At 62.9% G+C, this 20,562-nt stretch carries 17 protein-coding genes; 7 read left to right on the forward strand and 10 right to left on the reverse strand.

Going from position 1 to position 20,562, the window contains the following annotated elements; genetic code table 11:
• The first annotated feature begins 49 nt into the window (after positions 1 to 49).
• A complete protein-coding gene (gene purH / locus NKH80_RS10210; protein WP_352687063.1) occupies positions 50 to 1,666 on the forward strand; it encodes a bifunctional phosphoribosylaminoimidazolecarboxamide formyltransferase/IMP cyclohydrolase in 1,617 nt (538 codons plus the stop codon).
• Between the two features lie 39 nt (positions 1,667 to 1,705).
• On the opposite strand, the gene NKH80_RS10215 is transcribed toward purH, so the two are convergent.
• Both NKH80_RS10215 and NKH80_RS10220 read right to left on the reverse strand, forming a co-directional pair.
• Positions 1,706 to 3,082, reverse strand: a complete 1,377-nt coding sequence (locus tag NKH80_RS10215; protein ID WP_352877357.1) for an MFS transporter — start codon at positions 3,080 to 3,082, stop codon at positions 1,706 to 1,708.
• A 188-nt stretch (positions 3,083 to 3,270) separates the two neighbouring features.
• The gene (locus NKH80_RS10220; protein WP_352991377.1) at positions 3,271 to 8,067 is read right to left on the reverse strand and encodes an NAD-glutamate dehydrogenase; all 4,797 of its coding nucleotides are present in this window, start codon (positions 8,065 to 8,067) and stop codon (positions 3,271 to 3,273) included.
• 131 nt (positions 8,068 to 8,198) lie between these two features.
• Between NKH80_RS10220 and NKH80_RS10225 the strand changes: the two genes are divergently transcribed.
• The gene (locus tag NKH80_RS10225; protein WP_352803481.1) at positions 8,199 to 8,762 is read left to right on the forward strand and encodes a peroxidase-related enzyme; all 564 of its coding nucleotides are present in this window, start codon (positions 8,199 to 8,201) and stop codon (positions 8,760 to 8,762) included.
• A 137-nt stretch (positions 8,763 to 8,899) separates the two neighbouring features.
• Positions 8,900 to 9,223: a YciI family protein gene (locus NKH80_RS10230; protein ID WP_352877352.1), complete on the forward strand. Its 324-nt coding sequence runs from the start codon at positions 8,900 to 8,902 to the stop codon at positions 9,221 to 9,223.
• Between the two features lie 9 nt (positions 9,224 to 9,232).
• On the opposite strand, the gene NKH80_RS10235 is transcribed toward NKH80_RS10230, so the two are convergent.
• On the reverse strand, positions 9,233 to 9,847 hold the full coding sequence (locus tag NKH80_RS10235; protein WP_352648884.1) for a LysE family translocator: 615 nt from the start codon (positions 9,845 to 9,847) through the stop codon (positions 9,233 to 9,235).
• A gap of 395 nt (positions 9,848 to 10,242) precedes the next feature.
• On the opposite strand from NKH80_RS10235, the gene NKH80_RS10240 reads away from it, so the two are divergent.
• Positions 10,243 to 10,869, forward strand: coding sequence for a DUF1062 domain-containing protein (locus NKH80_RS10240; protein WP_352877350.1), 627 nt, complete (start codon positions 10,243 to 10,245; stop codon positions 10,867 to 10,869).
• A 257-nt stretch (positions 10,870 to 11,126) separates the two neighbouring features.
• Here NKH80_RS10240 and typA read toward each other — a convergent pair whose 3' ends face one another.
• Positions 11,127 to 12,956, reverse strand: coding sequence for a translational GTPase TypA (typA, locus tag NKH80_RS10245; protein ID WP_352877347.1), 1,830 nt, complete (start codon positions 12,954 to 12,956; stop codon positions 11,127 to 11,129).
• Between the two features lie 198 nt (positions 12,957 to 13,154).
• On the opposite strand from typA, the gene NKH80_RS10250 reads away from it, so the two are divergent.
• Positions 13,155 to 13,436 (forward strand): hypothetical protein, encoded by a 282-nt coding sequence (locus NKH80_RS10250; protein WP_352479551.1) that lies wholly within the window; start codon positions 13,155 to 13,157, stop codon positions 13,434 to 13,436.
• Between the two features lie 37 nt (positions 13,437 to 13,473).
• Here the strand turns inward: NKH80_RS10250 and NKH80_RS10255 are convergent, their stop codons facing one another.
• Together NKH80_RS10255 and NKH80_RS10260 are read right to left on the reverse strand one after the other, a co-directional pair.
• On the reverse strand, positions 13,474 to 15,048 hold the full coding sequence (locus NKH80_RS10255; protein WP_352877345.1) for an alkaline phosphatase D family protein: 1,575 nt from the start codon (positions 15,046 to 15,048) through the stop codon (positions 13,474 to 13,476).
• Positions 15,049 to 15,327: 279 nt separating this feature from the next.
• The gene (locus NKH80_RS10260) at positions 15,328 to 16,611 is read right to left on the reverse strand and encodes an MFS transporter (RefSeq protein WP_352877343.1); all 1,284 of its coding nucleotides are present in this window, start codon (positions 16,609 to 16,611) and stop codon (positions 15,328 to 15,330) included.
• Positions 16,612 to 16,693: 82 nt separating this feature from the next.
• On the opposite strand from NKH80_RS10260, the gene NKH80_RS10265 reads away from it, so the two are divergent.
• Complete coding sequence (locus tag NKH80_RS10265) at positions 16,694 to 17,299, forward strand: TetR/AcrR family transcriptional regulator (RefSeq protein ID WP_352877341.1); 606 nt, start codon at positions 16,694 to 16,696, stop codon at positions 17,297 to 17,299.
• Positions 17,300 to 17,397: 98 nt separating this feature from the next.
• Entirely contained in the window at positions 17,398 to 17,988 is a 591-nt protein-coding gene (locus NKH80_RS10270; protein WP_352991385.1) for a hypothetical protein, read from the forward strand.
• 17 nt (positions 17,989 to 18,005) lie between these two features.
• Here the strand turns inward: NKH80_RS10270 and ppa are convergent, their stop codons facing one another.
• From ppa to NKH80_RS10290, 4 genes are all read right to left on the reverse strand, one after another.
• Positions 18,006 to 18,536 carry an inorganic diphosphatase gene (gene ppa, locus NKH80_RS10275; RefSeq protein ID WP_023721304.1) on the reverse strand — a complete coding sequence of 177 codons (531 nt, stop codon included), beginning with the start codon at positions 18,534 to 18,536 and terminating at the stop codon, positions 18,006 to 18,008.
• Between the two features lie 116 nt (positions 18,537 to 18,652).
• Positions 18,653 to 19,159, reverse strand: a complete 507-nt coding sequence (locus NKH80_RS10280; protein WP_254817749.1) for a GNAT family N-acetyltransferase — start codon at positions 19,157 to 19,159, stop codon at positions 18,653 to 18,655.
• 233 nt (positions 19,160 to 19,392) lie between these two features.
• A complete protein-coding gene (locus NKH80_RS10285) occupies positions 19,393 to 20,031 on the reverse strand; it encodes a TPM domain-containing protein (protein WP_254817750.1) in 639 nt (212 codons plus the stop codon).
• A gap of 10 nt (positions 20,032 to 20,041) precedes the next feature.
• A partial coding sequence (locus NKH80_RS10290) for a TPM domain-containing protein (protein ID WP_352991389.1) occupies positions 20,042 to 20,562 on the reverse strand: 521 nt, incomplete at its 5' end.

Consider the following 20,562-nt stretch of genomic DNA (forward strand, 5'->3'; position numbering starts at 1 on the left):
CTACGGCCCGCGGACGCTCTCCAACCAGAACTGGAAAGGCCGCCAGCCCATGGCCGTCGCCGCCAAGAACATTCCCGCGCCCGACCTTGTTCCGATCCGTCGCGCGCTGCTCTCCGTCTTCGACAAGACCGGCCTGATCGACTTCGCCAAGGCGCTGGCTTCGGCCGGCGTCGAGCTGGTTTCGACCGGCGGCACCGCAAAGGCGATCGCCGAGGCCGGCATGGCCGTGCGCGACGTATCCGAGCTCACCGGCTTTCCCGAGATCATGGACGGCCGCGTCAAGACGCTGCACCCGTCGGTGCATGGCGCACTGCTCGGCGTGCGCGACGATCCCGAGCACGCCGCTGCGATGCGCGACCACGGTATCGAGCCTATAGATCTCGTCGTCTCCAATCTCTATCCATTCGAAGAGGTGCGCCGCTCCGGCGCCGACTACGCGGCGATCGTCGAGAACATCGATATTGGCGGCCCGGCGATGATCCGTGCCTCGGCCAAGAACCACGCCTATGTCGGTATCGTCACCGACCCTGACGACTATGCCTCGGTGCTCAACGCGCTGGAGATGAATTTCGGCTCGCTGTCGCTGGATTTCCGCAAGAAGCTGGCAGCCAAGGCCTTTGCCCGTACTGCCACCTACGATGCGGCGATCTCGGGATGGTTCGCCGAGGCGCTCGAGATCGAGCATCCGACATGGCGCGCCTTCGGCGGCAAGCTGCAATCGGTGATGCGCTATGGCGAAAACCCACATCAGGGCGCCGGCTTCTATGTCAATGGCGACAGGCGGCCGGGCGTCGCTACGGCGCGCCAGCTTCAGGGCAAGCAGCTTTCCTACAACAACATCAACGACACCGACGCCGCCTTCGAGCTGGTCGGCGAATTCGATCCGACCCGCTCCGCCGCAATTGCCATCATCAAGCACGCCAACCCGTGCGGCGTCGCCGAAGCCGCTTCGCTGCACGCGGCCTATGCCAAGGCGCTGGCCTGCGATCCGGTCTCTGCCTTCGGCGGCATCGTCGCCATGAACCGCATCCTCGACGCCGGAACCGCCGAAGAGATCGTCAAGACCTTTACCGAAGTGATCATCGCACCGGAGGCGTCCGAGGAAGCAGTCCGCATCATTGCCGCCAAGAAGAATCTACGCCTGCTGGTTACCGGCGGCCTGCCCGACCCGCGCGCGGCGGGCCTTGGCTTGAAATCGGTTGCCGGCGGCTTGCTGGTCCAGGGCCGCGACAATGCGGTGATTGATGACCTCGACCTGAAAGTGGTGACCAGCCGCGCTCCGACGCCGGCCGAATTGGCCGATCTGAAATTCGCCTTTCGCGTGGCAAAGCACGTCAAGTCGAACGCCATAGTCTATGCCAGGGATGGCGCTACAGTCGGCATCGGCGCCGGCCAGATGAGCCGGGTCGATTCCTCGCGCATCGCCGCGCGCAAGGCGCTCGACGCGGCCGAGGCTGCCGGTCTGACGGAGCCTTTGACCAAGGGCTCGGTCGTCGCCTCGGATGCCTTTTTCCCGTTCGCGGATGGGCTTTTGTCGGCAATCGAAGCCGGCGCCACCGCCGTCATTCAGCCCGGCGGCTCGATGCGCGACGACGATGTCATCGCCGCCGCCGATGCTCACGGCATCGCCATGGTGTTTACCGGCGTGAGGCATTTCAGGCATTGAACTCCCTCCCTTCCCTCTGTGGGAGAAGGGACGAGCAGATCACTCCGCCGGCCGATCCGCCGGATAGGGCGTGCCGATCAGGATCGCCATGCCCGCTCCGAGGAACAGCACGATCGCCGCCATGCCGAGCCGCGCCGAGCCGCTGGCCAGGGTGATCGTGGCCACCATGAAGGGTGCGGCAAAACTGGTTGCTCGGCCGGCCAGTGCATAGATGCCGAAATAGCGGCCCGATTCGGCCGCGGAGACGCTGCGCGCCATGTAGGAGCGCGACGAAGCCTGCACCGGACCGAAAGCAAGCCCGATCAGCAGGCCGTAGAAAATGTAGGCTTTTTCCGCCGCCGTGCCGAACAATCCGCCGCCGTCCAGTCCGGGCATCACCCAGGCGCCGAACAGCGTATAGCCCGGGCCGGTCGAGACGATGCCCAGCGTGGCGATGCTCAGCATGACCAGCGAAATCATCACTATGGACTTGGAACCCAGCGCCGCGTCGAGGCGTGCGGCAACCAAGCATCCGACTATGGCGACGACGTTGAGAATGATGCCGAACAGGCCGATCTCGGTAATCGACCAATGGAACATTGCCGCCGCAAACGTTCCGCCCAACGCCAGCAGCGCGTTGACGCCGTCCTGATAGATCATGCGGGCGACGAGAAAGCGAAAAATGCCGCTGCGCTTGCGCACTTCGGCCAGCGTCGACTTCAGTTCCGACAGTCCCTCGCGCACCGCCGGCCCGATTGGAATGCCTTTGATTGCATCCGGCGTGAAGAAGAACATCGGCAGGATGAACAGGAAATACCAGGCCGCCGACAACGGTCCGGTGGCGCGCGCGTCCTCGCCGAGCCTGGGATCGAGGCCGAAGATCGGGTCCAGCCCAACAACGGTCTTGCCGGTTTCAGGCGAGCCGGCCATGACGGTAACGACGAAGATCAGTGCGATCATACCGCCGAGATAGCCGAGCCCCCAGGCCATGTTCGAGATCCTGCCGATGTCGCTCTTCGGCACCAGGCGGGGCATCATCGAATCATTGAACACGGTCGAGAATTCCGCCGCGACCGACGCCAGCGAGAACAACGCCACGATCAGAAAAAGATCAGAGCCGGGCGCGGCGAACCACAGCAGGGTGAGGCAGGTGATCTTGACCGCGGCGAAGAAGGCTATCCACGGCTTTCGCGGTCCTGTCTGGTCGGCGATCGAACCGAGGACCGGCGACAAAACGGCGATGACGAGGCCGGCGGCGGCAATGCCGTAGCCCCAGGACGCTTGCCCGGTTTCGGGATTGCTGGCCATGCGCGAGACGAAATAAGGACCGAAGATGAAGGTGGTGACGACCGTGAAAAACGGCTGTGCCGCCCAGTCGAACAGCATCCATCCCCAGATGCCGCGTCCCGACGCCCGCTGCACTGCCATCTCAGCCATGTCCCCTCCGCTGGAGCTTGCTCAATGCCGATCGAATCGGAATGACGCTCCACCTTGTTGTTGAGCACGATCTTGTCCAAAAGCCGATCGTTAGGTTCGGCATCATGCTCCGGCGCTCCCAAAAGCAGCGCGCCGTTCGCTCTATTGCGCAGTTCTTCCCGGCAATCCCGCGCGATATGGAAGACGTCTCACAGCCCCGTCAGATCGCTCATCAGGCCGGACGCCACCGACAGCCGCGACACGGTGATGTCGCCGCCCTCGGTCAGCGCCTGCAGCCGCTCGCGGATGCGTCCGACCCGTTCGCCGCCGGCCTCCAGCCATGCCGCCACCGGATCCACCGCCTCGGCATGGCTGGTGAGTGCCGCCACGGCGATGCCGCGCCTGGCCGCGCCGATCGTGTCGGTGGCACGGGAAAGCGCCAGTTGATCGTAATAATCCGAGGGGGTGATCGAGCGCGCCGCATCTTCGACGCGCGGGATGCGAAAGACATCGCTGACCGCGAAAAATGCCTTGGCGGCAGCGACGATGCCGGCATTCGCCGTCCGCGCCGTCAGGGCAATGTCGGGGATGAGTTCCGCCACATCGGTCAACGCCAATTGTTCGGCAAGGCTCCCCGGCGCGCCGCCCTTCGACAGATTGTGCCGCCGCTCCTCGATCCGCTCGCGCGAGAAGGCCGGCAGCAGCGAAACCAGCTTCGGCTCCAGCGCCTTGCGTGCGTCCTGCAACTCGGCGATCCGCTGCCCGAGCGGCGCGGTGCCGGCATCGTTTTTCAGGTACCAGCCGCTCGTCACATAGATCAGCCGGCTGACCGCCTGATAAAGGTCGAGCTGGATTTGCCCGTCGATCTGGTTGTCGAGCGCGTCGATCTGCCGGTAGAGCGCCGGCAGCGCAAAGCCGTCCCGCACCACGGCGAAGGTGCGCACGACATCGGCGGCACTGCGGCCGGTTGTTTCCTGCAGCCGGTTGACGAAGGACGGACCGCCGCGATTGACCAGATCATTGGCGACGACACGGGCGATGATCTCGCGGCGCAGGCGATGGTCGTGGATCTCTCCCGCATATCTCTTCGCCATGCGATCGGGGAAATAGCCCATGAGATCACGGTCGAAATGCGGATCGTCGGGCACGTCGCTGGCGACGATATCGGAAAACAGCACGATCTTGGCATAGGCGAGCAGTACGCCGAGCTCGGCCCGGGTCAGCGGCTCGCCGCGCGTCTCGCGCTCGACAAGGGCCGCCGGCGACGGCAGCGCCTCGACGGCACGGTCGAGCAGTCCGCGCGCCTCCAGCGCCGCCATGAAGCGGCTCTGATGGGCGATGTCGGCGAGGCCGCGCTTGCGGGCAAGCGACAGCGCCAGCGTCTGCTGGTAATTGTTGGACAGCACCAGGGCGCTGACCTCATCGGTCATCTCGGCCAGCAATTTGTTGCGCGCCGGCCGGGTCAACGATCCCTTGCGCATCGCGGAAGCCAGCGCGATCTTGATGTTGACCTCGACGTCGGAACAGTTCACGCCGCCAGAATTGTCGATCGCGTCCGAATTGCAGCGTCCGCCATTCAATCCGAATTCGATGCGCGCCCGCTGCGTGACGCCGAGATTGGCGCCCTCACCGATCACCTTGGCGCGCAGGTCGAGCGCGGTGATGCGGATCGCGTCATTGGCACGGTCGCCGACATCCTGGTTGGTCTCGCCCGATGCCCTGACATAGGTGCCGATGCCGCCGAACCACAAAAGGTCTGCCGGCGCCTTGAGGATGGCACTCATGATCTCGACCGGCGTGGCCGTTGTCTTGCCGAGGCCGATCGCTGCAGCCGCGGCGGCCGGCAATGTGATCGACTTCTGGCTGCGCGAGACGATGATGCCACCTTCGGACAGCTTCGTCTTGTCGTAATCCTGCCAGCTTGAGCGGGCGAGAGCGAACATACGCCGGCGCTCGGCCATCGAAGCCGCCATGTCGGGATCGGGATCGATGAAGATGTCGCGATGATCGAAGGCGGCGATCAGCCGGGTCTGCTCCGACAGCAGCATGCCGTTGCCGAACACGTCGCCCGACATGTCGCCAACGCCGACGACGGTGAACGGAGTGGTTTGGATGTCGCGGTTCATCTCGCGAAAATGCCGCTTGACCGCTTCCCAGGCGCCCTTGGCGGTGATGCCCATCTTCTTGTGGTCGTAACCGGCCGAACCGCCGCTGGCGAAAGCGTCGTCGAGCCAGAAGCCGTGCTTTTCACTGATGGCGTTGGCGATGTCCGAGAAGGTCGCCGTGCCCTTGTCCGCGGCAACGACGAAATAGGGATCGTCCTGGTCGCGCCGCACCACGCCCGCCGGCGGGATGACGCCGTCCAGGCCGATATTGTCAGTGATCGACAACAGGCTGGAAACATAATTCTTGTAGGCGGCTGTGCCGGCCTCGAAAATGGCGTCGCGCCCGGCGCTCATCGGCAGCTTTTTCGGGTAGAAACCGCCCTTGGCGCCAACCGGTACGATCACCGCATTCTTGACCTGCTGTGCCTTGACCAGGCCGAGTACTTCGGTGCGATAGTCCTGGGCACGGTCCGACCAGCGCAGGCCGCCGCGCGCGACCGGGCCGAAGCGCAGATGCACACCCTCGACCTCAGAGCCATAGACAAAGATCTCCCGCCATGGCCGCGGCGCCGGCAGCCCGTCCACCGATTGCGAATCGAGCTTGATCGCCAGCGATTGGCCTTTCTCTTTCGTATCGGCAACGAAATGATTGGTGCGCAGCGAGGCCTCGATCAGGTTCAGATAACGGCGGATGATGGTGTCGTCATCGATGTTGGGAACGTCTTCCAGCGCATCCGTGATCTTGGCCTTCAAATGTTTGGCCTGGACGACACCTTCCGTTTCCGCCGTCGGGCCGAGGCGGGCGACGAACAGCGCATGCAGGCCGCGGGCGATCTCGGGATAGCGATTGAGCGCGGCGGCGATGAAATCCTGGCTCTGCGGGATACCGGCTTGCTGCAGATAGCGGCCATAGGCGCGCAGGACGGCGATCTCGCCCGACCACAGGCCGGCGGTCTGGGCAAGGCCGTTATAGCCGTCATTGTCGACATCGCCGCGCCAGACGGAAAGGAACGCATCCTCGAACAGCGCGCCGCCATTGCCGAGGTCGATCGGCCTGCCGTAGCTGTTCTCGAGTTCCATGTCGTGGATAAAGACCATGCCGGATTGATTGTCGCCGACCTCGAAAGTGCGCTCGCTGATGACGCGGAAACCGATGTTTTCCAGCACCGGCACGCGCCGCGACAGCGCCACCGGGCTGCCGTGGTGATAGATCTTCAGCGCCGCCTGATGCGGCTTCTGGCCGGCGTGACGGTAATAGTCGATGGCGATCGGATTTGACGCATCGAGCTTGGCGATGCGCCCGGCGTCGGCCAGCGCCACGGCCGGTGGAAAACTGTCGCGATAGCTTTCCGAAAAACGCGAGGCGATGGCCGTGAGTCTCGCATCGGCGCCGGTCTCTGTCGCGGTCTCGCGCAGTGCATCGTCCCAGGTCCGTACGATGTCGCGGATCGCCGCCTCGATCGTCGCCTGCTCGACCTTCGGCGTCTTGCCGCCGGAGCGGCCGATGATGAAATGGACACGCGCCAGCCCGCCTTCCGGGAACGCCGGATAATAGGCCGACAGCCGGCCTTCGAAGACGGTCTTCAGATACGTGCCGATCTTCTCGCGCACGACGCTGTCGTAGCGGTCGCGCGGCACGAAGACGAGCACGGAGACGAAGCGGTCGAACTGGTCGACACGCACCAATGCCCTGACGCGCGGCCGCTCGATCAAGCCCAGGATGGCTTCGGCATGCTTGCGCAGGATCGGCACCGGAACCTGGAACAGCTCGTCGCGCGGATAGCTCTCCAGCACGTTGATCAATGCCTTGCCGGAATGGTCGCTTGGATTGAAGCCGGATTTGGCGATGACCGTTTCCGCCTTCGAGCGCAGATAGGGGATTTTCATCACCGAGCGCGTATAAGCGGTCGACGTGAACAGGCCGACGATGCGGAGCTCGCCCGAAAGCACGCCTTTGCCGGTGTAGGTCTTGACGCCGATGTAGTCGAGGTAGATGCGGCGGTGCACCGATGACTTGGCGTTGGCCTTGGTGACGATCAGCGGTTCCGGCCCATGCAGGAAGGCGCGGATTTCCGGCGTCGTGCTTACCGCTTCGGTGCCGCGCCTGAGCACCAGCACGTCAGGATCGGAAAGGATGCCGAGGCCGGGCTTCTCGGCGCGCTCGAGCATGCCGCTCGTCTCGCCGCCGGTGTAGTTGAATTCGCGCATGCCGAGGAAGGTGAAATTGTCGTCGCGCAGCCATTCGAGGAAGGCGATCGCCTCGGTGACATGGGCCTTGTCGAGCGGCACTGGCGAGTAGCGGAATTCCGAGATCGCCTGGTCGAGGCGGGCGAGCATCGGCTTCCAGTCTGTGACGGCGGCCCGCACTTGGCCGAGCAGCTTGGTCAGGCGTGCGGCCAGACCTTCAGCCTGCTCGGCCGAAAGGCGGCCGATATGGACATGAATGACGCTCAGCCGGTCATGGCTGTGGTCGCCCTTGGCATAACCCCCGTCGCCGAGGATTTCCTCGACGCCGTTTTTGCCGTGCCTGACGACTATGACGGGGTGGGTAACCAGCAGCGGCTCGCCCGCGCTCTCGGTGATTTCGCCGAGGACGGAATCAAACAGGAACGGCATGTTGTCGTTGACGACGGTGATCACCGTCATCGGCCGGCCCTGGCGGACGACACCGGAATCGACGTCTATAGCAACGACGCAGTCGTCCTTCTTGTGCCTGGCCACTGCGCGGCCGGCGAGTTCGGCAGCGCGTTCGAGATCGATGACGTCATAGGCGGCGACATCTTCGGCCGGAGCTCGGGCCAGCAGGTAGTCGGCAAGCCTGCCGGGCTTTTCGCCACCCGCGGCTTCACCCCTCGTCAGGCCGGCTTTTTTCAACCGGCTCGCTGACTTTACACTGGCCATGAGTCCCTCCCGTCGCATGTTTTTGCGGCTATGCTAACAGATGACGGGTATTTGGCGACAAAGGTTTGACGGCTTGCGACGAAATGTCGGAATTCACCGGCAGCCTGGCGAAAAACGAGGAGAAATCCGCCATGACGGACAAAATCACCGCACTTGACCTGGCACCGGCGGAGCTGAGCGACGCGACCAAGGCCTATTTCGCCAAATGCCGGGAGAAACTCGGCCTCGTTCCCAATGTGCTACTCGTCTATGCCTTCGACGAGAAGAAGCTGCGCGCTTTCACCGACATGTACAATGATTTGATGCTGGGTGAATCCGGCCTGTCGAAACTCGAGCGCGAGATGATCGCGGTGGCCGTCTCTTCGGTCAACCATTGCTACTATTGCCTGGCCGCGCATGGCGCGGCGGTGCGCCAGCTTTCCGGCGACCCCGCCTTCGGCGAGATGATGGTGATGAATTTTCGCGCCGCCAAGCTGTCGGACAGGCAACGCGCCATGCTCGAATTCGCGGTGAAGCTGACCGAGCAGCCGGCAAAGATCGTCGAAGCGGACCGGGCGGCGCTGCGGCAAGTCGGCTTTTCCGACCGCGACATATGGGATGTCGCCTCGACCGCGGCATTCTTCAACATGTCGAACCGGCTGGCATCGGCAATCGATATGCGGCCGAACGATGAATACCACGCGATGGCTCGATAGGGCGCCGCCGTTGCGGGCCAACCGCACATTATATTAGCTACTTCGCATTCTCGTTGCTTGTTTGCCGGTTTGGTCAGATGATCGGCATGCGGCATGACCGCATGCCGGTTCGATGCCGCCGATCAGAGGAGGAGAACATGGCGAAATTTCTCTACGTCTATCATGGCTCAGGCAAGATGCCGACCGAGGAGGCCGAACGGAAGGCAGCGATGGATGCCTGGAACGGCTGGTATGGCAAGCTTGGCTCAGCCGTGATCGACGGTGGCAATCCAGTCGGCATGTCGAAGACCGTACTGCCTGGCGGCAAGGTCGAGAACAACGGCGGCAGCAATCCGACCGCTGGTTACACCATCATCGAAGCAAAAGACATCGACGATGCCGTCGGCAAGGCCAAGGATTGTCCTATCTTGACCGACCCAGCCTTTAGTATCGAGATCGCGCCGATCATCGAAATGGGTTGACGCGCCGGCTCAGGACCGCGCCGCGATCGCCGCCGCAGCGCCGGCCATGGTACCGGCGCTGATGCGGTTGGCGATCTTCATCGCCCGCTTGCTTCTCAAGAGCTTGCGCGCCTGCGATGCGGCGAGCACCCAGGTCAAATCGATGGCGACCAGGACCACTGCCATGGTCGCCGTCAGCTCGACCCAGCCGACCACGCTGACCGAACCGAGATCGATGATGGTCGGCAGCAGCGCCAGATAGAACATCATGATCTTGGGGTTGCCCAGCGTTACCGCCATGCCGGCAAAGAACAGTCTGGCGGGCGAATCTTCGCGCGGCAGCGAACCCTCCTTCGCCTCGACCGGTGCCGTCCACATCTTCCAGGCAAGCCAGCCGAGATAGGCGACGCCGACCCACTTCACGACGACGAAGGCAAAATGGAACGTCTGCGCTACCACGGCGAGACCAAACACCGCCAGTGACAGCCAGATCGCTTCGCCGATCCACATGGCAAGCAGGAATGGAAACACGTCGCGGAAGCCCTTTGCGATGACCCGCGCCACAAGAGCGGCGATCGACGGGCCGGGCGAGCCGGCGGCAACAAGCAGGGCGCCGGCAAAAATCAGCAGCGACGTGAAATGCATGACGGGGTCTCGTTTGAAGTGTTTGGGGTGTTCAACATAACCCAACTGTTCCGGCGACGGTAGCGTCTACCGAAAGAAGGCTTGTCCGCCAGGCACCTCACGGCTAGAGATGTCGTTCCGAAATCCTTTCCGAGCTTCACTTTGCCTACGTAACCGCCGGTCTCGTCAACTCCCCCAACACAGAGCAGGGCGTCGCAGTCGCGGTGCCTGTTTTCACATGACCTGTTCTTCAGGGTGGCGGTTCGAGACCGGTTTGGCACTGCTGAACCGCTGTCGCGCATAACCACCCGCGACACCTGATTTCCAACTGCCGCAGTCTCTCGCCACGCCGTGCCCGCAAGGGGTTCTCGATATCGCCGATCTGACGAACTTCCCGGCGGGAAGGGCTTTTCGGCATGCCTTCGATACTGCGCATCCGCTGGGCGATCGCGCCCAAAACCGCACCTCGACCTCACCTCAACTGCAATCGCTGCGGCGGCCTGAAAGCCTATCGCTGCAGCGGCAAATTCCGCGTCAATGCCAATGGCAAGCGCATTGACGCTTGGTTGATCTACCGCTGCATCGACTGCGACAATTCCTGGAATTTCGGCATTCTGGAGCGCTGCAGCCGCCGGGATATCGAACCGGCAATATTGCAGGCGCTCGAAAGCAACGATCCGGTCCTGGCGCGGCGCCATGCCTTCGATGTTGCCGCATTGCGAAGCAGTATCGGGCGCGTTGAGGAGTGCCCCGAAGCCGCCGTTCAAAAGGAGGTGCTCGGGGATAGACCGGAAAATACCAGAGCGCTCGAGCTCCAGCTCGGGCTCGAAACGCCGACAGCGCTGCGGCTCGACCGGTTGCTGGCCAGCGAACTCGGTGTCTCGCGATCGCGGCTTCAGGTTTGGGAAGAGAAACGATTGCTGGCCGTTGGTCCGGACGGAGCCAAAGCCTTGCGCAGGCCGGCGCGGACGGGAACGGCGATCCGCATCCACCTGTCTGGCGAACCAGACCGGGACGATATCATTTCGGCTGCAGGCGGATGAGGCAACGGCAAGGGCATCCGCAATCGGAGACAGTTGCGGCCACGGGTCAACCGCCCCGAGCCGATCAAACCCTTGGCCGCATCGAGATCGCTATCGGCGACTTGCACATGGATCAAGCCGAGCCCGTGTCGAGAAGACAACTCGCGAGAGCATAAATTCCATACGCGTCGAGCATCGACACGCAAACTTCGGCCTCGGGTCGATTGTCGTATATGACAGCCGTGACGAGTTTACCGCTCATTGCGCGGTATTGCCCTTTATGCCGCGCCGACCACTTTCGCCGACTTTTCAAAACGCTTGCGCTCGTTCGGGTCGAGATAGAGCTTGCGCAGGCGGATGGTCTTCGGCGTCACCTCGACCAGCTCGTCATCCTGGATCCAGGCCAGCGCGCGTTCCAGCGTCATGCGGATCGGCGGCGTCAGCTTCACCGCCTCGTCCTTGCCGGCGGCGCGGATGTTGGTCAGCTTCTTGCCCTTGAGCACGTTGACCTCGAGATCGTTGTCCCTGGAATGGATGCCGATGATCATGCCCTGATAGACCTTGACGCCGGGATCGATGACCATCGGGCCGCGGTCTTCCAGGTTCCACATGGCATAGGCCACCGATTCACCCTGTTCGTTGGAGATCAGCACGCCGTTGGTGCGGCCCGGCAGCTCACCCTTATAAGGCTCGTAGGCATGGAACAGCCGGTTCATCACGGCGGTGCCGCGCGTGTCGGTCAACAGTTCCGACTGGTAGCCGATCAGGCCGCGCGTCGGCGCGTGGAAGACGATGCGCTGGCGATTGCCGCCCGAAGGGCGCAACTCGACCATCTCGGCCTTGCGCTCCGACATCTTCTGCACGACGACGCCGGCATGCTCCTCGTCGACGTCGATGACGACTTCCTCGACCGGCTCCAGCAATTCGCCGTTATCGCCCTTCTGCATGACGACGCGCGGCCGCGACACGGCGATCTCAAAACCTTCGCGGCGCATCGTCTCGATCAGCACGGCCAGCTGCAATTCGCCGCGGCCGGAAACGAAGAACGAATCCTTGTCAGGTGATTCCTCGATCTTCAGCGCGACATTGCCTTCGGCCTCGCGCAACAGGCGGTCGCGGATGACGCGGCTGGTCACCTTGTCGCCTTCGGTACCGGCCAGCGGCGAATCGTTGACGAGGAAAGACATCGTCACCGTCGGCGGATCGATCGGCTGCGCGTGCAGCGGCTCGGTCACCGTCAGGTCGCAGAAGGTGTCGGCGACAGTGCCTTTCGACAAGCCGGCGATGGCGACGATGTCGCCCGCCTGCGCTTCCTCGATGGGCTGGCGCTCAAGCCCGCGGAAGGCGAGGATCTTCGAAATGCGGCCGGTTTCGACCTGGGTGCCGTCATGGTGCAGCACCTTGACCGCCTGGTTGGATTTCAGCGTGCCGGATTCGATACGGCCGGTGATGATGCGGCCGAGGAACGGATTGGCTTCCAGGATGGTGCCGATCATGCGGAACGGGCCGGGATGAACGGTCGGCGCCGGCACGTGCTTGATGACGAGGTCGAACAGCGGCGCCAGAGCCTGGTCCTTCGGGCCTTCGGGGTTTTCCGAGACCCAGCCGTCGCGGCCTGAACCGTAAAGGATAGGAAAGTCGAGCTGCTCGTCGGTGGCATCAAGTGCTGCAAAAAGATCGAACACCTCGTTGACCACTTCGACATGGCGCGCATCCGGCCGGTCGATCTTGTTGATGACGACGATCGGCTTCAGCCCAACCTTGAGCGCCTTGCCGACGACGAATTTGGTCTGCGGCATCGGGCCCTCGGCGGCGTCGACCAGCACGATGGCCGAATCCACCATCGACAGGATGCGCTCGACCTCGCCGCCGAAATCGGCGTGGCCGGGCGTGTCGACGATGTTGATGCGGGTATCCTTCCAGTCGACCGAGGTCGCCTTGGCCAGGATGGTGATGCCGCGTTCCTTTTCAAGATCGTTTGAATCCATGGCGCGCTCGGCGACGCGCTGGTTGTCGCGGAACGAGCCGGACTGTTTCAGGAGCTGGTCGACGAGGGTGGTTTTTCCATGGTCGACGTGCGCGATGATCGCGATATTGCGGATTTTCATGTTTTGGTCTCGGGAGCGTTGCAGGCAGCAGGCCAAAAGGCGCTGCCTCTTTCGGTTGGGCGGCTCATACAGGGTTTTTCGCAATTGCGAAAGAGGAGGCGAGCCACCAAATAAAGTCACCAAATCTTAAATGTCTTGGTGTGAAGTGGAATTATTAACCAAGGCGGAACCTTTCGTGGTCCGGACAGTTCGAATTTCATGATCGAGACAGGCATCAAACTCCGGCCGATTTTGGCATGTACCGCGCTCGCCGTCCTCCTCGCGGCAAGCGCGGCGCAATCGGCCGCGCCGTCCAAGGAGACGCGGTCTGCTCTGCCGTCCGACAAGCGCTCGGCAGAGCAGCTTTTTGCCGATGCTCCGGACGGCGTCGACCCGGTGGTAACCGGACCGGTCAGCACCGCCTTCAAGCAAAGGCAAAAAAACGCCGGATGCGACAGCGCCGTCTGGCCCAAGATTCCCGTCGTCTGCTATCCCGATTGATGCACATCCACCTTCCGGGTGGTCCTAAAAGGCAATCTCACGCCGATCGCACCGGATCGAGCGTGACCTTGTAGAGTTCGCTGTCGTCGCGATCCATCAGCCGCACCGTCAACTGCTCGGTGGCTCCATCGATGTCGACGAGCCCGAAGAACTGCAGGCCGGCCGACGGCGGCAGGTTCTGACCCTGTTCGGCGGTCGGTGCCTTGATGAACCTCAGCTCCGGGCCGAAAGTCATGTCGAAAGCATTCGGTCCGAATGTGCCGGCGTGGATCGGACCCGAAACGAATTCCCAGAACGGATTGAAGTCCTGGAACTGCGCCTTGTCCGGATTGTAATAATGCGCGGCTGTGTAATGCACGTCTGCGGTTAGCCAGACGGTATTGCTGATCCCCGCGTTCTTTATATAGCGAAGGAGGTCGGCAATTTCCAGCTCGCGCCCCTTGGCCGGGCCATTGTCGCCATTGCTGATTGCCTCGGCCCCGACCTTCTTGGTGCCGTCGTTCCAGACGACGAGGCCGAGCGGCATGTCGGCGGCGATGATTTTCCAGGTTGCATTGGAATTCGCCAGCTCGCGCTTCAGCCATTTCGTCTGTTGTTCGCCGAGGATGCGCGATTGCGGCGTCATCGTCTCCTGCATATTCTGACCGTTGGGGCCGCGATAGGAACGCATGTCGAGGAAGAACACGTCGAGCAACGGCCCATAGGCGATTTTGCGGTAGACACGGCCGGGCTCCGATGGCTCGTAGCGGATCGTCGTCATTTCGTGGAAGGCGCGCGCCGCGCGTGCCGCCAGTACATGGATGGATTTTTCGGTGTAGCGGTCGTCGGCGCTCAGATCCTTCGAATCCGACCAGTTGTTCACCACCTCGTGGTCGTCCCACTGGTAGAACGTCGGGCAGATGGCGTTCAGCGCCAGCACGTTCCTGTCCATCAAATTGTATTTCCACTGACCCCGGTATTCGTCCAGCGTCTCGGCAACCTTGCGTTTTTCGTCGATCAGCACGGTGTTCTTCCACTTGCCGCCGCCGGGCAGGTCGACCTCGTCCTTCATCGCGCCATCGGCATAGATCGTATCGCCCGAATGCAGGAAGAAGTCCGGCGTGTGCTTGGCGATAGTGGCGTAGGTCTTCATGCCGGTGTCGTCGATGCCCCAGCCCTGGCCAGCGGTGTCGCCCGACCAAGCGAAACGAATGTCGCGCTTCGAGGCAGGTGCCGTGCGGAAGCGGCCGACGATCGGCTCGGAAACGGCGTTAATATCGGAAAGATCGGCCGCGACCATGCGGTAGAAGATGTCCTGGTCGGAGGCGAGATCGGTAAGCAGCCGCTTCACCGTATAGTCGCTGGCCGGCGAGCTATCGAGCGGCGCCAGGCGGACGGCATTGGCGAAGCTCTCCGTCGGCGACACTTCGAACATGACGCGCGACGGCCGGTCCGTGCGCGCCCAGACCATGCCGCTGGTCGCATCGACGTCGCCGGATTGGATCCCGTGGGTAAAGGCCGGGCGCTGATTGGCGCGCGAGTAATAGGGAAGCGCGAGGCCCGACGCGCCGACCAGGCCAACGGCGCTGGCCGACGTGACGAAAGCGCGCCGCGTCATCGAAATCTTGTTCATGGCTGTCTCCTGGATGGCGTTGAACGTCGCCGCCAAGCTCCAGCTTCAATGTTTCAAGCACATTTCGAAACGATGAAGGTTTTCTGACATCAACAGGATGGCGAATCTCCCTCCTTGAGGGGGAGATGTCGCCGGAGGCGACAGAGGGGGTCGTCTCGCATGGAGCACCGACCTCTTGCGCCTGCGATAAGGGGCCGAGCCCGGTCGGACCGACCCCCTCTGGCCGCTTCGCGGCCATCTCCCCCTCAAGGGGGAAGATTAGCGCTCAGCCGTTGCAACTCAAGCCGCCTGCGGTTCCGGCTCGAAGGCCGGGCGGCTGGTGTTGATCAGCAGCGAGATGCAGGCGGCGGCTATTGCCGTCATACCGGCGATCAGGAAGGCAAGCTCGTAATTGCCTTGCAGCTCGCGCATGGTGCCGCCGAAGAAGGCCGCTGTCGCGGCGCCAACCTGATGGCCGGCGACGATCCAGCCGAAGACGATCGGTCCGCTGCGGTCGCCGAACGCCTCGTTGGAAAGCCTCAGCGTCGGCGGCACCGTGGCGATCCAGTCCAGTCCGTAAAACACGGCGAAGATGATCAAGCTGGTGGCCGAAAAGCCGGAATAGGGCAGATAGATCAACGACAGGCCGCGGATGCCGTAATAGACGCCGAGCAGCTTGCGCGGATCGAAACGGTCGGTGAGCCAGCCCGATAGCGTCGTGCCGATCAGGTCGAAAATGCCCATCATCGACAGCAGGCCGGCGGCTTGCACTTCGCCTATGCCCATGTCGCCGCAAAAGGCGATCAGGTGCGTGCCGACCAGCCCGTTGGTGGTGAAGCCGCAGACGAAGAAAGTGGCGAACAGATACCAGAACACGCGCGTGCCGGCGGCGCGGCGCAGCGTGCTCAGCGTATGCGAAAGGAAATTGCCTTGCGCGGCCGGCGGCGCCGGCGGCACGTCGTCGGCATCGGCGCCATAGCGGACCATGCCGATCGAGGCCGGGCGCTCCGGCACCAGCATATAGACCAGCGGCACCAGGCAGGCGGTGGCCACGGCAATGGCGATGGCGACCGGCTTCCAGCCGCCTGACTGGGCGAGCGAGGCGAGCAACGGCAGGAAGACCAGCAGCCCGGTGGCGCTGGACGCCGACATCAGTCCCATCACCAGGCCGCGATTGGTCTTGAACCAGCGGTTGACGATGGTTGCGCCGAGCACGGTGGCGACGGCGCCCGAGCTGACGCCGGAAAGCACGCCCCAGGTGAGGAGCAGATGCCACGGCTTGGTCATCAACAGGCTGAGCGCGGTCGATCCCGACATCAAAAGCAGCGCGGCAAGCAAGGTGCGGCGCAGCCCGATCCGCTCCATCAGCGCCGCGGCAAACGGCCCGGTCAGGCCATAGAGGAAGATGCCGGTGGCAGCGGCCAGCGAGACGACGTCGCGCCGCCAGCCGAAACTGTTCTCCAGCGGCAGCATCATGACTGCCGGCGCCGAACGCAGGCCCGCTGCGATCAGCAGGCAAAGGAAGATGACGGCGACCACGACGAAAGCGTAGTGCTGGCCAAACGGGCGGGATTGAGCTATCATGTTACTGACCGGTACGTTGCAGGAGCGCGGAACATACGTACCGACCGGTAACATTGTCAACCAGCTAATCGGCACACCAGACATGAAAAGCATTGAACCAACGATCAAGGCGAATGACGCACCGCCGCCTCGCGCCGCCGAACGGATTCTCCAGGTGGCGCGCGACCTGTTTTACCGGCAAGGCATCAGGGCGATCGGGGTCGACGAGATCGTACGGCGTGCCGGCGTCACCAAGCCCAGCCTTTACCGCAGCTTTCCGTCCAAGGATGAGCTGGCCGCATCCTATCTCCGGCACTATGACCTCGAATTTTGGGAGCGCTTCGACGAGGCTGTGAACGCCCATCCCGGCGATCCGCGCGCGCAGATCCTCGCCTTCCTGACGCGTGTCGGCAAGCGTACGCAAAGGCCCGATTATCGCGGCTGCGGCATGACCAATGCCGCGGTCGAGTATCCCGAACATGGCCATCCGGCGCGCATCGTGAGCGAAGCCAACAAGCGGGAATTGCGCCGGCGCCTGCGTGCCATGGCGGCAGAGATGGGCGCCGGCGACGCCGACACGCTGGGCGACGGGCTCCTGCTCCTGATCGAGGGCGCCTATATCAGCGGCCAGCTGTTCGGTGTCGGCGGGCCGGCGCAGTCGGTCGCCCGCAACGCCGACCTTCTGATCGAGGCAAGCCTGAAGAAATAGCGTTCCGTTTACCAGATCACTGTGAGCCAGCCTGAGTTCGTCTAGGCTGCTGCTAGATTTGACGGTACGCTGCGGCAGCCCGAACGGAGTTGTCCGCCATGCGCGCTCTTTTGATCCCGCTTGCCTTCGCCGGCTTCTGCAATGCCGCCCGGGCTGGCGACATATCCAGCGTCTATACCGATCTCGTCTGGGAGAAGGACTGCGTGACTTATGCCCAGGCGGAGGAAGGCGACGGCGACTGGGCCGACCTCGCCTGTTCGGGTTATGGCGGCTACCCGGTGATGGTTTCCTACGACGACGCGCGGGAATCGCTGTTCTACGGCTTTCCACCCGGCGATATGACCTCGGTCTGGGAAAGCTTTTCCGGCCTCAACTCGGCTGGACCTAAAGTCGAGTGGCGGATCGAAACCAACGGCAAAACTACCATTCCGTTCGCCGTCATTCATCGTCGCTCGATCAGCGATACCGAGGGCGAGAACAAGTCGACGGAAGTGTTGATCGTCGCCAAGGTTGCCCAGCCTGACGCCCACGAGGGCTGCACGATCGGCCTTGTGCTCGCCACCGGCAATCCCGCCGCCAACGATCAGGCGCGCAAGCTTGCCGACGAGAAGGCACGCACCTTCGCCTGCGGCAAGGACAAGCGCGTAGTGATCGGCGACGCGCCCGCTTTCGGCCGCGTCGACAACTGATTATTTGCGCCCGATAATTACTTGCGCTTGGCCCGCTCGATTGCCTCGACGATCATCTTCTTGGCATAGGCCGCATCGTACCAGCCTTCGATCTTGACCCATTTGCCGGGTTCGAGATCCTTGTAGTGCTCGAAGAAATGCTGCACTTGCTGGCGGGTAATGTCAGGCAATTGCGTGTATTCGTGGACGTCTTCGTAGCGTAAGGTCAGCTTGGGCGAAGGCACCGCGATGACCTTCTCGTCCTGGCCGGCATTGTCCTCCATCACCAGCACGCCGATCGGCCGCACATTGATGACGCAGCCTGGCACCAGCGCGCGCGTGTTGCAGACCAGCACGTCGATCGGGTCGCCGTCGCCCGATAGCGTGTGTGGTACGAAACCGTAATTGCCGGGATAGCGCATCGAAGTGTGAAGGAAGCGGTCGACGAACAGCGTGCCGGCCTCCTTGTCCATCTCGTATTTGATCGGCTCGCCGCCGATCGGCACCTCGATAATGACGTTGACGTCCTCGGGCGGGTTCTTTCCGCTGGCAATCGCTTCGATCCGCATCGCTTTATCCCTCTCTCGATTGAAGATCGATAGCGGCCGATGGCGAATGGTGCAATGCGGCGAATGGTACTGGGGGGATCGTCCGAACCGAAACCGGCCGGATCATGCGCTGGCCGTCATTCCCAGACGAAAGCGACCTTCTTCAGCGCCTTCTGCTCGAAGATCTCAACGCCCTCGGCCACATCGCGTCCGCCGGCGCCGGCATAGAAGGCAAGTGCGTTCTGATTGTCTTCCAGCGCCCACACCACCATGCCTTTCAGGCCATGGTCGGCCAGCCGTGCCCGTGCGGCTGCGAACAGCCGGCTGCCGAGCCCGATGCCCTGATACTCCGGCCGCAAGTAAAGCTCGTAGATCTCGCCCTGCTGCCTGAGTTCACGTGCTCGGTTCTTGCCGATCGTAGCGTAGCCGGCAATTTTGCCGCCGATTTCGACGACCAGGACGGTGGCGGCCCGGCGAATGGCATTTGCCCACCAATCGGCACCGCGGCGGTTGATCATCGATGTCAGTGTACGGTGCGGGATGATGCCCGAATAGGCGCCGCGCCAGGCCTCGAGATGCACGTCGGCAATGGCGGCTGCATCGCGTGGTTCGGCTTTCCTGATGTCGATGCTCAGCGTGTTCATGATTGGTTAACCATAAACCCGCCGCGCCCGATTGCAAGAGTCCGGTCAGCCGCTGCGATGCTTTCACACAGCCGGACCGCGACACCGAAAGGGCCTGCCTGAAAACGCGCTCTGCCGAGGCGAATGGCGTGATTTTCGAGAATCGAAGCGCAGCGGACATTTGAGTCCGTGAGCATCGGAAGCGCAGAAAATCGCGTCAGTCGTCCGGCAGAGTAGCGTTTTCAGGCTGGCCCTTAGATTTCGACCAGATGGTCGTCCAGTTCGTTGCTGTCGCCGGTCGAGACCGGAAAATGCTCGGCCAGTACCGCACCGACCGCTTCGATCGCCTTGACGAACCCGTCGGCAAGCCGATCGTCGCCGGCATGCGCCGTAAGGTCGCGGACGACACCGTCCCAGACATGCTGGCCGACACGAGAATCGATGCCGCTGTCGGCGACCACCTCGGCATAGCGCTCGGCGATCGAGACGAACACCAGCACGCCCGTGCGCGCCGTGGTGCGGTGGACGTTGCGGGCGAGGAACTGCTTCATCGCATTGGCGTGGGCGGCTTGGTAGCGCAGACGCCTCGGCACCAAATGGATGCGCAATGCGGGCAATGCCCACAACAGGATGAGCACACTGGCAAGCGCCAGAAGCTCGGCGATGACGAAATGCGGCAAGCGGATCGACAGCCACCAGGCTTCCAGCCCGTAACCGACGGCGAGGCTGACGACGAGCATGCCGAGCATCGCCATGAAAGCGGCCGGGAAAAAATAGCCGTCGCTGGCATGCGCCACGACGCAGTAGATCTCGCCGTCGGTCTTTGCTTCGGCAGCGCGGATCGCATCGGCGATGCGCTCATGATCCTCGGGGCTGATCGGTCGTGTTGCCATGATTGATGTCTCACCAGCTTCCTGAAGAACCGCCGCCGCCGGACGAACCGCCGCCGCCTGAAAACCCACCGCCCGAACTTCCGGACGACCAACCGCTGCCGGAACTTCCAGACGACCAGCCACTGCCGGACGAGGTCCCCGACGTCCAGCCAGCGCCACCGGAGGATGACGAAGCTGGCCCACGGCCGTAGCGGAACGTCATGCCCAGCCACTTGTACACGCCCGGCGACAGCTTCGTGCCGAAGATCGGCGGCAGGAATGCCATTGCCAGGCCGCCGAAGAACATCGTCGCCCACAGGACGATGAACAGAACGAAGATGGGATCGACAGGATTGTCATTCGCCGGATTGCGTTTACCGCGCGCTTCCAGCTCTTCGGGATTGCCTTCCAGCACCATGATCATGTCGTCGACGGCCTTGCTGATGCCGCCAGAGAAATCGCCGGCACGGAAGGCCGGCACCATGTCGTTTTCGATGATCAGCTTGGTGTGCAGGTCGGTCAGCGTGCCTTCCAGCCCATAGCCGACCTCGA

Origin of the sequence: Mesorhizobium sp. M0904, from assembly GCF_040319475.1 — a bacterium.
Lineage (GTDB): Bacteria > Pseudomonadota > Alphaproteobacteria > Rhizobiales > Rhizobiaceae > Mesorhizobium.